We start from the raw sequence: 15,058 nt of genomic DNA on the forward strand, positions 1-15,058 counted from the left end.
GTGATCACGCCGACCGGTTCCGGCGTTCGGCTCCCAGGCGGGCGTAGTGGTCGATCAGCTCGGGGGTGTCGACGGCGGCAGGGTTGACGACCTGCTCGACCGGAGCGCCCTGGAGGAGGCGCTTGACGGGTACTTCGAGTTTCTTGCCGGTGCGGGTGTGCGGGATGCCCGGGACTTCGAGGATTTCGTCGGGGACATGGCGGGGCGAGACCCCGGTGCGGATCGCGTCCTTGATCCTCTCGCGGAGGGCGTCGTCCAGAGTCGCCCCGGGGGCCGGGACCACGAACAGCGGCATCCAGTAGCCGCCGTCGGGTTCTTCCGCGCCGATGACCAGGGCCTCGGCGATCTCGGGGAGGCGTTCGACGACGTCGTGGATGTCGGCGCTGCCCAGGCGCACCCCGTTGCGGTTCAGCGTGCTGTCGGAGCGGCCGTGGACGATCACCGAGCCGTGCCCGGTGAGCGTGATCCAGTCGCCGTGCCGCCAGACGCCGGGATAGGAGGAGAAGTAGGCGTCGCCGTAGCGGGTGCCGTCGGGGTCGTTCCAGAAGTACAGCGGCATCGACGGCATGGGCCGGGTGACCACCAGCTCGCCGACCTGGTCGGTGACCACGGCACCCTCGGCGTCATACGCGGCCAGCGCCACGCCCAGGTGCGGCGCGGACAACTCCCCCGCCCAGACAGGAGTGTTGGGCGCACTGCCCGCGAAGCCGGACACCACGTCGGTGCCGCCGCTGATGGACGCGAGCAGGGCGTGGGTGCCGACGTGGTCGCGGACCCAGGGGTAGGCGGAGGCCGGCAGGGCGGAGCCGGTGCAGCCGACCACGCGGATCGACGACAGGTCGTGCGCGGACGGGTCGATGCCGTACTTGGCCATGCCCAGGAGGTACTGCGGGCTGGTGCCGAAGACGGTCACCCGGTGGCGCGCGGCCAGCTCCCACAGGACGTCGAGCTTGGCGAAGGGCGCCGGGCTGCCGTCGTAGGTACAGGTCGTGGCGCCCGTCAGCAGGGTGGAGGCGACCAGGTTCCACATCATCCAGTGGGTGGTGGTGTACCACAGGAGGCGGTCACCGGGGCCGAGGTCGGAGTGCAGCGCGAGGGTCTTCAGGTGCTCCAGCAGGACGCCGCCGTGGCCGTGGACGATGCCCTTGGGCAGGCCGGTGGTGCCGGAGGAGAACACCACCCACAGCGGGTGGTCGAACGGAACCGGTGCGAAGATGAGTTCCTCGCTACGGGTGGAGGCGTCCTCCCAGGGAATGATCAGCGCATGGTGGTTCTCCGGGGGCCACGGCAGGCCCATGTGGTCCACCAGCAGCGTCGCCTTCAACGTCGGCAGGGCGCGGGCGAGTTCGAGGGCGGCCTCGCGGCGGTCGTGGGTGGTGCCGTTGAAGAGGTAGCCGTCGGCGGTGATCAGGACGGTGGGTTCGAGCTGGGCGAACCGGTCGGCGGCGGCCTTGGGCGCGTAGTCCTGTCCGCACACCGACCACACGGCGCCGAGACTCGCCGCGGCCAGGAACGCGACGATCGCGTGCGGGGTGTTGGGCAGGTAGCCGACCACCCGGTCGCCCGGTCCCACGCCCAGGTCGCGCAGGGTCGCTGCCACCGAGGCGACCTGGGCGCGCAGCCGCTGTCCGGTGACCTCGTACGCGGCGCCGGTCTCGTCCAGGGCCAGGATCGCCACACTGTCGTCCGGCACACGGCGCAGGGCGTGGTGGGCGTAGTTGAGGGTGGCACCGGGGAACCATCGGGCGCCCGGCATGGTCTCCTCGGCCAGGACCCGCTCGTACGGCGTGTCCGCGTCGATGTCGAAGTACTCCCACACCGCACCCCAGAAGCCCTCCAGCTCGGTGACCGACCAGCGGTGCAAGGCGGCGTAGTCGGAGCCGTCGACCCCGACGTGCCGGGCGAAGTCCACGATCCGGCTGGCGGCCGCGTCCTCGGGGTCGGGGGTGAAGAACGGTTCCGGGTACGGCGTGTTCATCGCGTCGTGCTCCTCAACAGGCTTTTCTCGGCGGTCCGTGGGGAAGGGTGGGGGCTGCGTGTGGTGTGCAGCAGGGACGCCCAGGCGGCGGCGTCCGTGACGTCGCGGCCGCCGGCCGGGACGACGTCCAGGACGACGCGGTCGGGGCGCAGCAGTACGGCGTCCGCCCGGCCGGCGTGCAGCCAGGCGGCGAGCGTGCCGTCGTCGCGCACGTCGGCCACGGGGATCGCTCTGACGCCGAGCCCGTGGGCGAGCGCGGTCAGCGAGGGCCACGGGTCGGAGGCGGTCAGGACGGTGAAGGAGTCACCGAGCACCTCGTCGAGACGGGCGCGCCGACCGTCGGCGTTCACCCAGGGCTGCGGGCAGTGGGTGCCCGCAAGACCCCGGCGGGCACGACGCCGCACCAGGGGCCCCGCGGTCAGGGGCGGGCTGAGGTCACGGCCGGCCAGTTCGGTCAGGCCGGGGATACGGCATGCGGCGGCCAGCAGGTTGCGGCGCAGTGCGGCGGCGCCGTCCTGGCCGCCGGTCATCGCCCAGCCCATGGCGACCGCGAGCCGGATCACATGCCGTGCGTGCGGCTTGCGCTCGCTCTCGTAGGTGTCCAACAACCCTTCTGTCGCCCCCTGTTGGAGGACGCGGGCGAGCTTCCAGGTGAGGTTGTAGGCGTCCCGCAGACCGGAGCACAGCCCCTGTCCGATGAAGGGCGGGGTGAGGTGGGCGGCGTCGCCGAGGAGGAAGACGCGTCCCTTGTGCCACCGGTCGGCGACGCGCGCCCGGAAGGTGTACTGCGTCTTGCGGACGACCTCGAAGTCCCCGTCGTACGAGGGCGGCACCCACGGGGCGACCAGCTCGCGTACCGGCTCGTCCCCGTCCCGCAGCCGGAACTCCCAGCGGTAGCGGTCCTCGCCGACGCGCATGAAGGTCGCCGGCCGGTCCGGGTCGCAGACCTGGTCGACCCCCTCCCAGCAGCGGACGTCGGCGTGCGTCCGGACGTCGACGACCGTCCAGTGCTCCTCGAAGCGCAGGTCCTCCCAGACGGCGCCGATGGCGTCGCGGGTGATGCTGTTGGCGCCGTCGCAGCCGAGGACCGTCTGCGCCCACAGGTGATGCTCGCCGTCGTCGTCGCGGTAGGTCACGCGCACGGGGCCCCCGGTGTCGGGGCCGACGGCGGTGACCTCGGCGCCGCCCCGCAGTTCGCACTCCGGGCGCCGGGCCAGGGCGTCGCGCAGCAGGCGCTCCAGCTCGGGCTGGTCGAACATGCTGGTCTGCGGATAGCCGTGATGGCCGTGTCGGGAGCGCCGGAACTCGGCCATCACCCGGTGCCGGGCGTCCAGCAGCCGCAGGCCCTTGGCGGGACGGGAGATGGCGGCGAACTCCTTTTCCAGGCCGGCGGCCTGGAGGATCCTGCACACCTCGTCGTCGGTGGCGACGGCGCGTGGCAGCGGGTAGATGTCCCGGTGGCGCTCCAGGACGACGCTGCGGACTCCCCGCCGGGCGAGGAGGAGGGCGGCGGTCACGCCCACCGGCCCCGCGCCGATGATCACGACGGGTGCGTGCTGTGCGGAGTGCGGGGGTGGGGGCTGGTCGGCGGTCATGTGCGGCTCACCTCGGGTCCCTATTTGGCGTCCGTGACGGGCGTGCGCTGCTCACCGAGGTCGATCCGGCCGTCCGGGGTCGAGATCGTCGCCGTGATCACGTCACCCGTGCGCAGGTAGTGCGGGTTGCGGGCCTGGCTCTTGAAGAACACCTTCCACTTCGCGGCGGGCGGTAGCAGCGAGCCGATCTTCTCCACCGCCTTGGGCGGAGCCTTGAGGGCCGTGCCGCCAGGGGTACCGGTCAGCAGCAGGTCGCCGGGTTCCAGGGTCTGGAACCGCGCCAGCAGGGTCAGGGCCTGCGCCGGGCGGACGATCATGTCCGCGAGGGTGCGGTCCTGGCGCAGCTCGCCGTTGACCGACAACGTCACCCGCAGGTCGAGGAGATGGGCGAACTCCTCCGGCTCCAGCAGGGTCAGGTACGGGCCGGTCGGAGTGAAGGTGGGGTACGACTTGCTCTCGTAGAACTGTGTCTTGGTGAGCTGGACGTCACGGGCGCTGACGTCGTTGGTGATCACGAGCCCGGCGACGTACGACGGCAGGTCCCGCTCCTCGACGACAGTGCCGACAGGCAGCGCCGCGCCCATGACGAGCCCGAGTTCGATCTCGTAGTCGAGGAACTTCACGTGCGACGGTCGGACCACGGCCTGAGCGGGTCCGCTGACCGAGCCGGACGCCTTGCGGAAGAAGGCGGGCGGAATGTCGCCGGTGAAGCCTGAATCACGGGCGTGACTGCGGTAGTTGACCATCTGTGCGACCACCCGGCAGGGGGTGGTGACCGGCGAGAGGACGACCAGGTCGGCGACGGGCGTGCCCGCGTCGTCCGAACGAGCCGCCTCGTGCACGGCGGCGCGGTCGGCGATCAGTTCCGCGGTGGTCGCGGCTTCGGTGTCGACGGGTACGGCGCGGTGGCCGCGGACGACCCACCAGCCGTCGGCGGTGCGCAGGACGTTGGTGCTCATGTCAGTGCCTTTGTGAGAGGTCGGGGGTTTCAGGAGCTCGCGGCCTTGAGCAGGCCGAACAGGCGTGCGCGGTCCATCTCGTTGTCGCCGCGCAGGGCCTCGAACACGTCGCGGATCCGCTGCGGGGAGGGGCTCGCGCCGAGGAAGTCTCGAGTGGCCGGCGGACCCCACTGGGCCAGCCCGCTCGTGGACATCGGCGCCCAGCCGGGTTCGACGTCGCAGGAGAACAGGTCGCCGTCGGCGAAGTGCTCCAGCATGAAGTGGTCGGGGTCGCGCCAGTAGTCGAAGAGCTGACTGCCCTGGATGTGCCGACCGATCCCCCAACTGCGCTTGTAACCGCGCTCGTTGAGGTACTCGCCGCCGACCGCGATCGAGTCCAGGTCGGTCACCTGGTAGGCGGAGTGGACATAGCCGGTGCCCGGCCCCAGATGCATGGCGAGGGTGTGGTGGTCGGCCGGCACGCTGCCCAGATCGCAGCGGACGAACGCCATCGTCGGACCCCGGTCGCGCTGGCCGTCCAGGAAGAGGAAGTCGGACACGATCATGCCCAGGGTGTCCAGGTACCAGTCCAGGGCCCGGGCGAACACCCGGGTCTCCAGGACGACGTGGCCGAGGCGCTGGATCCGGGACGGCTCGCGCGGCGGCCGCTGGGTGGCGTTCGTACGGCGGTGATCCGTACCGAAGTTGAGCAGCAGCGGCCGCTGCTCGGGCAGCGCCGGCAACTCAGTGCCGCAGTGCACCACCCGCACCGGGAAGCCGGACGGGTCGAGCAGGTCGACCGCCTTGCCACCGCCGGGCACGTCGGTGTCCCGCACGGACGTGCCGGTGGCGCGCGCCAGCCGGTCGAGGTCGGCCCGCTCGGCGGCACGGAACGCCGGGCCGATGAACCGGGACGTACGCCCGCGTCGGATCACCATGCAGGGCGATCCGGCGAAAGTGCCGCGCAGCCACACCTCCCCCTCGGTACGCGCGGCGATCTGGAAGCCGAAGTCGCGGGCGAAGACCTCGGCCCGGTCCAGGTCCGGCTTCTCGAACTCCAGCCAGGCCAGGTCGGCGACCTTGATCAGCGGGTTCCGAGCCCTCCCCGGATGCTCACCTCGCAGGGCGCCCTGTTCGCTGTGGAGGTCCTGGTGGGCCGTCTTGACGTCAGCCCCGTGGACGCGGGTTTCAGACATGGTGCCCTCCGAGCAACATTGCCGTAATGAGGAAATCATCAACTGTGACAGTTCTGTCGTCAAGCCGTTCGCGACAGGAAATGATGAATTCATCAGGACTGCGATCGCGATCGCCCTGCCGATAGACTCTGCGCATGCCTACGTCAGCCCCGCCCAGCAACCGATTCGAGCGACGCCGCGCCGAGACCCGTCGGGCGCTCGTCCGCGCGGCCCGGCAGATACTCGCCGAGACCGGGGACACCGGCGCCAGCATCCAGGCGATCGCCGAGCGCGCCGACGTCGGCTTCGGCTCCTTCTACAACCACTTCGAGTCGAAGACGGAACTGTTCGAGGCGGCCGTGGTGGACGCCCTGGAGGAGTTCGGCCAGAACTTCGACGAGCACCTGGCGGGGATCGACGACCCGGCCGAACTGCTGGCGGCGGGCTTCCGGCTCAGTGCGCGGATGGCCGAGTCCCACCCGGAGCTGATGCAGGTCCTGCGCCGCCGCGGCCTCGGGCACATCCACTCGGACAACGGCCTGGTCTCCCGGGCACTGCGTGACCTCCAGGTCGGCATGGCGTCCGGCCGCTTCACCGCCGTCGACCCGGCGGTCGCCATGTCGGCACTGGGCGGAACGCTGCTGTCCCTGGTGGAGCTGAGGTTCGCCCGCCCCGACCTGAACGGCGACGAGGCCGCGGTCGACCTCGCCGAGATGGTCTTGCGCATGCTGGGTCTCCCGGCGGACGACGCGCACGAGGTCGCCCGGCGGCCCCTGCCCGACCTCGCCTGACCTTCACGCGACCGACGACGAACCCGGGCGGAAAATAACGGACTTGCCGGTGAAGCGGGCATCCGTCCCGCTCTCCGTGGGAGTCACCGAACGCAGGCGCAGGCCCTCGGGGACGTTCTGGAGCGGGATGGGCTTCGACAGGGCCTTGTCGAGCAGCACCTTGGCCGGAGGGATCAGTTCGCCTTGCGTGACGCGGATGTCCGAGAAGGCGATGCGGTTGCCACTGACCGCCGAGACGGCCGCGCTCACGGTCACGTCCCCGGCGAGCGGCAGACTGGCCGTCGCGTCGACCCGTCCCGGCTTGTCGCCCTGTGAGATCCGCACGCCGAGGGCGCTCGACAGGTCGTCGTAGGACAGGAAGGCGGTCGCCTCGACGCTGCGCGCATGGGCCTTCTTGGCGTTCCCTGAGGTCTTGAGCCCGTCCAGGCCGACGGTCAGCTTCGTCACCGGCAGCGGCCGGGTGGTTCCCCGGGCCGGTATGTCGTCCGCGGTGATGTCGACGTGCCGCAGGCTGCCCTGGGCCAGCTGAGTCAGCACAGGGAATCCGCCGACGTGCACCGAAGGTCGGCCAGGTGTGCCCATGCCTTCCTGGAACGCCTCGGCGGTACGGCTCTCCGCATGGGCCGCGGCGATACGGTCGGCCACGACGGCGCCGACCAGCAGCGCCGCCAGGGACGCGGCGATGATGATCCTGCGCCGCCTCCGGGGAGGGGGCGGGCTCGCGCATACGGCGGCGTCGCCGTAGTACGACTCGCCGACGAACTCGCCATCGGGCTGCGACTGGTACATGGTGTCCTCTCCATCTCTGTGACGTGCTCGGGAACTTCTTGGGACAGGTGTCCCGGACCTAGGCGCCGACCGGCTCCGGCCGGCCGAGGCTTCGGACGCGGGTGACGGCGAGGTCGCCGTCCACACCCACGGCGATCAGGGCGGCAGCCGCGGTGCGCGTGCCGTCGTCGCTCCAGGTGCCGGCGTTGACGCACTCCAGGAGCCCCAGCAGATGACCCTCCAGCGCCCGGCTCAGCGGGTCGGCCGGCACGCTGGTCTGGAAGACCCCCTGCCGCTGCCCCCGGGCGATGATCGCCGCCGCCGTCTCGCGCGCGGGAGCCAGGACCTCGGTGACCCGCTCGGCCCCGAGGTCGTGTGGGGCCAGGCGGAGGAGCATGCGGTACCGGTCGCCGACGGGCCATACGGCGAGGACGAAGCGTGCCAGCGCCGTGACCGCGTCCGCGCCAGGAGCCCCCGGGTCCGCGAGCGCCTGCCGCAGTGCCCGCGCGGCGTCCTCCACCAGACCGTCCACGAGCGCGGCCCGGCCGTCGAAGTGGCCGTAGACCGTACGGCGCACCACCCCCGCGGCTTCGGCGATGTCCCCGAGGCTGCTGTCGGGGTCACGGCCGAGTTCCTGCCTGGCCGCTTCGAGGATGCGGGACCGGGTGAGGAGGCTGCGGCTGCGCCCTGGGGTGTCTACCCCGTACGTGCTGGTCATGTCGGAACCTCCGGTCGACGGTGGGAGGGCGGTCGATACTTGCACATCGACGGGCAACAAACTAGTCTGCACATCGATGGGCAATTAACTGCCCGGTGCCTCGGGGGCCCATGGCCGCACCCGCACCGCTCACACCGATCCGCGAACCCACGAAGCCTTCGCTTCGCCTCCTGCCGAGGAGCTTTCGATGCCGCTCTTTGCCGACACACCCGCCGAGAGGATGACGGGGCCCTATCCCCGGCGCTGGTGGGCGCTGCTGGTGCTCTGCCTGAGCCTGCTGATCGTCGTCATGGCGAACACCTCGCTGATCGTGGCGGCGCCGGACATGACGAGGGACCTGGGCCTGTCCAGCAGTGACCTGCAGTGGGTCATCGACGGCTACACGGTCCCGTATGCCGCGCTGATGCTGGTGCTGGGTGCGATCGGCGACAAGTACAGCCGCCGCGGCGCCCTGGTGCTGGGCCTGCTGATCTTCGCGGGCGGCTCGGTGATGGGCAGCCAGGTCCACCACACGGACCTGGTCATCACAGCACGGGCGATCATGGGCGTCGGCGCCGCCGTCGTCATGCCGGCCACCCTGTCCCTGCTCGTCGCGATCTTCCCGAGGGCCGAGCGGGCCAAGGCCATCACCGCCTGGTCCGCCACCTCCGGCCTCGCCATCGCCGCTGGCCCGCTCGCCGCCGGCTGGCTGCTGCAGCACCATGCCTGGGGCTCCACTTTCCTGATGAACGTCCCCATCGCCGTCCTCGGCGTCGTCGGCGCGCTGCTCCTCGTGCCGCCCTCCAGGGCCGAGGGCATGGGCCGTATCGACTACGTCGGTGGTCTGCTGTCGATCGTCTCCATCGGCTCCCTGGTCTACGCGACCATCGAGGGCCCGCACTTCGGCTGGGGCACCGGCCCGATCACCGCGTCCGCGGTCGCCGGAGTGGGCCTGCTGGCCTTCGCGGCCTGGGAGTTGCGCCACCCGAACCCGATGCTGAATGTGCGCAAGTTCGCCGAGCGCCCGTTCTCCGGTTCGATGATGGCGGTGCTGTTCTTCTTCTTCGGCACCTTCGGGTCGATCTACTACTCCACCCAGTTCCTGCAGTTCGTCCTCGGCTACGACGCCCTGGAGACCGGCGTACGCCTGCTGCCGCTGGCCGGAGCCGTGTTCGTCGGCGCCGCGGTGACCGCGAAGCTGACGCCCAAGCTGGGCGTGAAGGCTGTCGTGGGCGTCGGCATGGTGCTCGGGACGGCGGGCGTCATCCTGCTCACTCGCATCGAGGCGGGGTCGACGTACACCGACTTCCTGCCGTCCCTGCTCGTGCTGGGCTTCGCGATCGGCCTGAGCCTGTCCCCGGCCACCGACACCATCATGGGTTCCTTCCCCGAGTCGGAACTGGGCGTCGGCGGCGGCGCCAACGACACCGCGCTGGAACTCGGCTGCTCCCTCGGCATCGCGATCCTCGGCTCGCTCCTCGCCACGACCTACAAGCACAAGCTGACCGAACTGGTCGGCGGCCACCTCCCGGCCGCCGCGACGGACACCGCCAAGGACTCGGTCGGCGGCGGCCTCGCGGTCGCCGAACAGGTCGCCAAGAACCCCCAGGGCGGACCCCAGCAGGCCCAGACCCTGGTCGCGGCGGTGCACGAGTCCTTCGCCCACGCCATCGCCCACACCAGCCTCGTCGGCGGCATCATCATGGCCGTCGGAGCCGTGATCGTCATCGCGGTCCTGCCCGGCCGGGGGCACACCGGCAAGCACCGTCAGCAGGACACGGCGGTGCCGGCGCAGGAGACCGAGTCCGTGGGCGCCGCCTGAGCCCCACGAGGTAGCGGGCCGGACACCTGTTCCGGCCCCCACCACCCCAGGACGGACCGTGCCTGAGCGGCGCACGGTCCCGGACGGTGCCGGGAGGGGACGCCCGGCACCGTCCCTTTTTGCCGTCCGCACTGGACGGCAGCGCGCGCACCCGTGCCGCGCAGCAGCCCGGAGGACGACAGCCAAGAGCCCTCGACCGCACTCGTCGGTCGAGGTCTCGGTGTTGACCGGCGCCGACGAGGTCCTACTGACCACCGGTCGCCGAGGCCGGCGTGGTGGCCACACCGGCGGTCTGTGTCCCGCCACCCGACGACTGGCAGCTCATGTCGTGGGGGATGAGAACCACGGTGCCGGCCGCCTCGCCTCCGTCACGGGCGCCGGCCTCCCGCCCCAGCGCCTGCTCCGGCGAGAGATGTTGGGCCGTCCGGTCACGACCGACGTCTGCGTCATGCCGACGTCCCGTGCGTCCCGCGCGATCCCGAAGCCCGTGCCCTCGACCTGACCGCTCGATGTCCCGGTGCACGATGCCGAAGATGTCCACCGGCGCCGGGTGGGAGAAGGCCGGGAAGGAGGCATGGGTCGCACAGCGTGCCGAGCGGGCAGGCCACAGGGGCGCGGCGAAATAATTGCACACTCGGGAGTAATTAAAGCTCAGGGGTTGACAAGGAGGTCTTGGTGCACATGAAGAGACCCCGGCGCCTTCACGCCGGGGTCTGTCCTGACCACTGCCTCGACGGGGCGCACCGGGGCTCAGGCGTCGGCAACATGCTCCGCCGCTGCCGTGGCAGCGGCGTCGTCGACCACGGTGAGCGCCTGCTCCTCCGGGACACCGGTCGCGATGAGCGTGGCGACGGCCACCCGGGTGCCGTCGTCCTCGAACGCCCCGGTGTTGACCTCTTCCAGCAGGGCGACCGTCATCGCCTCCAGACCGGCGCTGAGCACGGCGGGCGGCAGATGGGAGTGGAAGACGCCGTCGCGCTGGCCCTGCTCCAGGATGCCGGTGACCCTGACACGGGCGGGCTTGAGGATCTCGTCGACACGTTCCACGCCAAGATCCCGACGGGCCAGCGCCAGGAGCATCCGGTAGCGGTCGCCCACGGGCCACATCGACAGGGTGAAGTGCGCGAGCGCCCGGTCCGCCGGCTCCGCCACCGGCGCTTCGACCGTCACGGCTGTCTGCAGAGCCTCGGCGGCCTCCTCGGCCAGCGCCTCGAGGAGCGCCGCCCGCCCGGGAAAGTGCCCGAACAGAGTGCGCCGGACGACACCAGAGGCGCGAGCCAGCTCCTCCAGGGTGATGTCGGGGTTGCGTCCGAGTTCCTGACGTGCGGTGGCCAGGATGCGCGCCCGGTTGGACCGCGCGTTGCGTCGCTGTGGCACGCGGCCGACGGACTGGGACACGGAAGAACCTCGCTGCAGGCGGGCGGAAGAACAGGCGCCTTCATTCTGACACGCGAGCTTCGGCCCGATCCGTGGCCGCATCCACGGATCGGGCAGTCCTGATCAGGCGGGGAGCTCCTTGATGTCGGACGGCTCCTGCGGCTCGATCCCGTTGAAGCGGTGCCGGAAGTCGCTGGAGGCGGGGTAGGCGGCCCGGCGCGAGCGCATGATGGAACCCAGCGGGCGGTGGGCCTCCAGGGCGTGCCAGGGGCTGAACGAGAGGAGGTCGTCGGCGTACCGGCGGCGGGCGTCGCTGCAGGCGTCCTGGGCGGGGAGGTGCAGCACCGCCACGACCTCGTACGGTGACAGTTCCTCGGGCCACAGGACGGAGGCGTCCTCCACGGGCATGCGCTCGATGTCCGTGCAGAGTGGGGCGCGGATGTCGTACTCGGCGCTGTTGTGGGCGAAGAAGTCGACGACGAGGTCGCGCAGCGCCGATCCGCCTGCCTTCTTCTCCACGGGGCGGCCCGTGAGGGCCTTCACGTTCGCCGAGCGCGGGGCGGCTGACACCTTGGCGACGTGGTCGCCGTAGCGCAGGGCGGCCATGGAGTGGAAGGTCTCGCCGAGGATGTGGTGGTTGGCGGCGGCCAGAGTCTCGGCGGCCGGTGGGAGTGGGCGTCCCACGCGGGTGAGGGCCTTGGCGGCGTCTCACCATGACCGGCGCCACCCCCGCCCCGATCGTGAAAGCCCTGCTCAGCGTCCTGGCCTCCGGCGATGCCTGGGACACCGACGGCAGCCCCATCACCGAAGAGAGCATCGTCGAGGTAACGCGCCCGCTCGCCGACGTCGGCTGGAACCCCAAGACGCCGGGACGCTACCTGCGCTGGAGACCTGAGAGGGAAATCCGTTGGCTTCCCTGCTCGCCGAGACCGACAACTCCGCCTCCCTGCAGATCTGTTGGCAGTGCGGATCCCATGTGAGAGGCGGGTCGAGATCGGCCGTGTGGTGTTCCTTGGACACGGTGAAGTAACCCAAGTTTCACCTGGTCGTGTCTTGTACGGCGCTCATTGCGTCAATAGTTGAGCAGCGTTCTGGACCCCGACCAACCAGGGCAGTTTTGTTCAGGCTCACTGATCACGAAGGCCGAGGCCATAGGCGTGTCAGGCAATCTGTCGTCTTCCCTGGTCTCAAGGGGGAATTCCGAATCCCGTCCGCCTGTCGCGGAGGGTGCGGGTGGATCTGGCGGTGGCAGGGCTCTCGGTAACGGTGCCCTGTTGGCATACGCCGGCTGTGTTCTCCTGATGGTCCTTGTGGGGCTGCTGGGACCTTCCGCCGTCGAACCGTCGTTCGGGCCCGCCGGATACCTTCCGCCATGGTTCTGGAACGTTCGCCCGCCGGATCTCCTCATCTGGGTGCTCGTCGCCGTGGTGCTGCTCGTCGGCACTGCCACTGTGATCGCTGGGCTCGCCGCGACGCGCCGCGGATGGTCACCCCGCCCCCGCAGGTTGCTCGCTGCCGGCACGCTCGCCGTCCTCGGCCTGATGTGCGTGCCCGCCTTGGGAACCACGGATCCGCTCAACTATGCCGCGTACGGCCGGATGGCGGCCCTCGGGCTCGACCCGTACCGGGTGACGCCTTTTGGACTGGCCCGGCACGGCGACCCGATCGGACAACTGTCGATCGCTGAACCATGGCTGCACAATCCGTCGGTCTACGGGCCTCTGGTCACCGCGACCGAATGGGCCGCCTCGCTGGTCGGCGGCACCTCGATGCTGCTCACCGTGTGGGTGCTGTCCCTGCTCAACGGTGCCGCGTTCGTCGCCACTGGGGCGCTCCTGCTGCGTCTGGCCGGACCGGATCCACAACGGCAGGTGTGCTCGCAGCTGCTGTGGACACTCAACCCGGTGTTGCTGTGGAACCTGGTGGTGGGACCCCACGTTGATGTGATCGGTGCATTCTGTGTGGTTGTCGCCTTCTGGGCGCTGCGGCGTTCCGGTCTCACCGTCGGCCTCGCGCTCGCGGCGGCGACCGCGGTCAAGCTCACACTGGGGATCTTCGCGCTGCCCTTCGCATGGGGCATGCGGCACGACCGACGCCGCCTGGTCGCCGCCGCGTCGGCCGGTGTACTGCTGCTGGCACTCGGCTACGGCGTCGTGCCGCGGGCCATCCGTAATGCCGCGGCCGTCAGCAACCAGCCAGTGGTCGGTTCCCCGTGGCCGCTGCTTCAGCGCAGACTGCTGACACCGGTGTTCGGTTCCGCAGCCGTGCACCTCGTGCCGGTCGTGGAAATCCTGATGGTCCTCGGCATCGCTGCTCTGCTTCTGGTGGCGCTGCCACCGGTCGAGGACGGCGCCATCGTCCAGGCGACGGCCCGCCCGGCCCTGGCACTCGCCGCCGGGTACCTGCTCGGCACCGCCTACGTCCGGCCGTGGTACGACGCGGTCGCCTGGATCCTCGTAGCGATGCTGCCCCGCTCCTGGTTCGACCTCGTTCTGATCGCGCACACCACCTGCATGACGCTGCCGTTCGACCCCGGTCTGCCTTACCCGATGCACCCGGACTGGCTCAACTACGTGGTCTTGCAGACCGGTTACCGCGCCATGCCCTATCTGCAGGCGCTGCTGCTCATGGCCGTTGTCGCCATCTGCCTGCGGCGGATCCGCAACAGGCGGGCAGAGACCTCAGGCGCTCCTCCGCGGCCCGCGTAGGCGAGGGCCCCTGCACTGCCCCGTCCCATCGCTCTGTCCGGCCGAGGCAGCGGCTCCATGCCCGTCCCGTGGCCGGCCACGACAACCAGGTCGCCGACGCCATGAGGGCGTGGGCTTCGGGGCACGAGAGCATGGTTCAGCCGATAGCGGACAGGAAGGGCACGCGATGGCAATGACCGCCTGTCAGGAGCGCCAGCACGCGTCCGACCTGCGGCGCGGTGCCCGACGGCCATGATCGGGGAAAGGCATTGAAAGTCGTCGCGGCAGCAGTGCCGTCCTGGGCCCCTCCCGCGTGAAGTCCTGAAGCAGTGGCTATTCGCCCGCCTGCCGTACGCCGGCACAGGCCACGAGTGCGCCGCCGTTCTCGGTGAGGAAGAGGGTGAAGACCCATGTGCGGTCGGCAGCCGTGATCTGACCGTAGCGCACCGGTTGGTCATGTCGGCCAAGGAGCTGCGCCGCTCGGTCCAGGCCCCGAGCCTCAATGTCTTTCCGCCGCAGGTACCGAAGTCGGGTCGCATAGCCCCAGGCAGATTGCTCTGCGGGAACGGTCCAATCCCACACGAAGTGGGTAGCACCGCCACGGAGGGCAGCAAGGTCAGCCGCGGATACGTCGTCGTTGTCGTCGGCCAGCAGCTGCATCAACAGATGCCGTTCCATAGTCGCCCCCGCAGAGATCCTGCGTTGCCGCTGCGAAGTACCGCAACCGCAGCGGGCCTCCACACCCAGTAGCGTCCATGTACGGCCCGGAAACGGCCGATCTCCCCCTCCGAGGCGGCTCCGCGTAGAGCTGCGGGATCAGACGGCTCCTTCACGTTGGTCGTCGTCGGCCGGGTCGCTCGGGACCACGGGTGGGGTCAGTGAGCAGTCGTGACTGCTCACGGCCGTCCGCTGCTCACGGCATCCGTCCAGGTCGAGGCCGGAGATATGGGCCGGGCCCGGGGTGAACGTCGCGTGAAGCAGGGCCCAGGAGCGCGAACAGCACGACGGCACCGAACCCGCGACGCCTCGCGGGCTCAAGGGGTGCTGACGGCCTGCCGCATGTACCTCTCCCGTGTCGCTTTCCCGGCGGCTTCAGCAAACCTCCGTCGAGCGGACGGCGCGCTGCCGATGGCTCCGATCGGGGCCGGAATTCACCTGATGCGGTGATCGCCGCCCGCCCGCACTCTCCTGGTCGTCGTCCTGGCCCGCTGAGCGCGCCCGGGGACTGCG

13 protein-coding genes are annotated in these 15,058 nt (G+C 70.5%); 4 read left to right on the plus strand and 9 right to left on the minus strand.

The annotated features are described in order from the left end of the window. Positions 1-4 precede the first annotated feature (4 nt). The 4 genes from BIV23_RS02310 to BIV23_RS02325 are packed head-to-tail and all read right to left on the minus strand — an operon-like array spanning position 5 to position 5,707. On the minus strand, positions 5-1,978 hold the full coding sequence (locus tag BIV23_RS02310; RefSeq protein WP_071378996.1) for an acetoacetate--CoA ligase: 1,974 nt from the start codon (positions 1,976-1,978) through the stop codon (positions 5-7). Then, positions 1,975-3,573: a bifunctional 3-(3-hydroxy-phenyl)propionate/3-hydroxycinnamic acid hydroxylase MhpA gene (gene mhpA, locus BIV23_RS02315; RefSeq protein WP_071378997.1), complete on the minus strand. Its 1,599-nt coding sequence runs from the start codon at positions 3,571-3,573 to the stop codon at positions 1,975-1,977. Before mhpA ends, BIV23_RS02310 begins: the two co-directional genes overlap by 4 nt. A gap of 20 nt (positions 3,574-3,593) precedes the next feature. Beyond that, positions 3,594-4,532, minus strand: a complete 939-nt coding sequence (locus tag BIV23_RS02320; protein WP_071378998.1) for a fumarylacetoacetate hydrolase family protein — start codon at positions 4,530-4,532, stop codon at positions 3,594-3,596. 29 nt (positions 4,533-4,561) lie between these two features. After that, the gene (locus tag BIV23_RS02325) at positions 4,562-5,707 is read right to left on the minus strand and encodes a VOC family protein (RefSeq protein WP_071378999.1); all 1,146 of its coding nucleotides are present in this window, start codon (positions 5,705-5,707) and stop codon (positions 4,562-4,564) included. A gap of 134 nt (positions 5,708-5,841) precedes the next feature. Here BIV23_RS02325 and BIV23_RS02330 point away from each other — a divergent pair, with 134 nt between their 5' ends. After that, a complete protein-coding gene (locus BIV23_RS02330) occupies positions 5,842-6,477 on the plus strand; it encodes a TetR/AcrR family transcriptional regulator (RefSeq protein WP_079172886.1) in 636 nt (211 codons plus the stop codon). Between the two features lie 3 nt (positions 6,478-6,480). On the opposite strand, the gene BIV23_RS02335 is transcribed toward BIV23_RS02330, so the two are convergent. Together BIV23_RS02335 and BIV23_RS02340 are read right to left on the minus strand one after the other, a co-directional pair. Continuing rightward, positions 6,481-7,266, minus strand: a complete 786-nt coding sequence (locus BIV23_RS02335; protein WP_071379000.1) for an LmeA family phospholipid-binding protein — start codon at positions 7,264-7,266, stop codon at positions 6,481-6,483. A 58-nt stretch (positions 7,267-7,324) separates the two neighbouring features. Beyond that, the gene (locus BIV23_RS02340; protein ID WP_071379001.1) at positions 7,325-7,963 is read right to left on the minus strand and encodes a TetR/AcrR family transcriptional regulator; all 639 of its coding nucleotides are present in this window, start codon (positions 7,961-7,963) and stop codon (positions 7,325-7,327) included. Positions 7,964-8,150: 187 nt separating this feature from the next. Here BIV23_RS02340 and BIV23_RS02345 point away from each other — a divergent pair, with 187 nt between their 5' ends. Next, complete coding sequence (locus BIV23_RS02345; RefSeq protein ID WP_071379002.1) at positions 8,151-9,764, plus strand: MFS transporter; 1,614 nt, start codon at positions 8,151-8,153, stop codon at positions 9,762-9,764. A 750-nt stretch (positions 9,765-10,514) separates the two neighbouring features. Here the strand turns inward: BIV23_RS02345 and BIV23_RS02350 are convergent. Beyond that, the gene (locus BIV23_RS02350; protein ID WP_071379003.1) at positions 10,515-11,162 is read right to left on the minus strand and encodes a TetR/AcrR family transcriptional regulator; all 648 of its coding nucleotides are present in this window, start codon (positions 11,160-11,162) and stop codon (positions 10,515-10,517) included. Between the two features lie 102 nt (positions 11,163-11,264). Continuing rightward, positions 11,265-11,825: a catalase family protein gene (locus BIV23_RS02355; protein WP_245790305.1), complete on the minus strand. Its 561-nt coding sequence runs from the start codon at positions 11,823-11,825 to the stop codon at positions 11,265-11,267. A gap of 29 nt (positions 11,826-11,854) precedes the next feature. Between BIV23_RS02355 and BIV23_RS49495 the strand changes: the two genes are divergently transcribed. Continuing rightward, entirely contained in the window at positions 11,855-12,121 is a 267-nt protein-coding gene (locus BIV23_RS49495; protein WP_143079036.1) for a hypothetical protein, read from the plus strand. Positions 12,122-12,565: 444 nt separating this feature from the next. Then, a complete protein-coding gene (locus tag BIV23_RS02360) occupies positions 12,566-13,849 on the plus strand; it encodes a glycosyltransferase family 87 protein (RefSeq protein ID WP_177239658.1) in 1,284 nt (427 codons plus the stop codon). A 312-nt stretch (positions 13,850-14,161) separates the two neighbouring features. On the opposite strand, the gene BIV23_RS02365 is transcribed toward BIV23_RS02360, so the two are convergent. After that, a complete protein-coding gene (locus tag BIV23_RS02365) occupies positions 14,162-14,506 on the minus strand; it encodes a hypothetical protein (RefSeq protein WP_071379005.1) in 345 nt (114 codons plus the stop codon). Positions 14,507-15,058: the final 552 nt, after the last annotated feature.

This window comes from Streptomyces monashensis (assembly GCF_001866665.1).
In the GTDB taxonomy this organism is placed as follows: domain Bacteria; phylum Actinomycetota; class Actinomycetes; order Streptomycetales; family Streptomycetaceae; genus Streptomyces; species Streptomyces monashensis.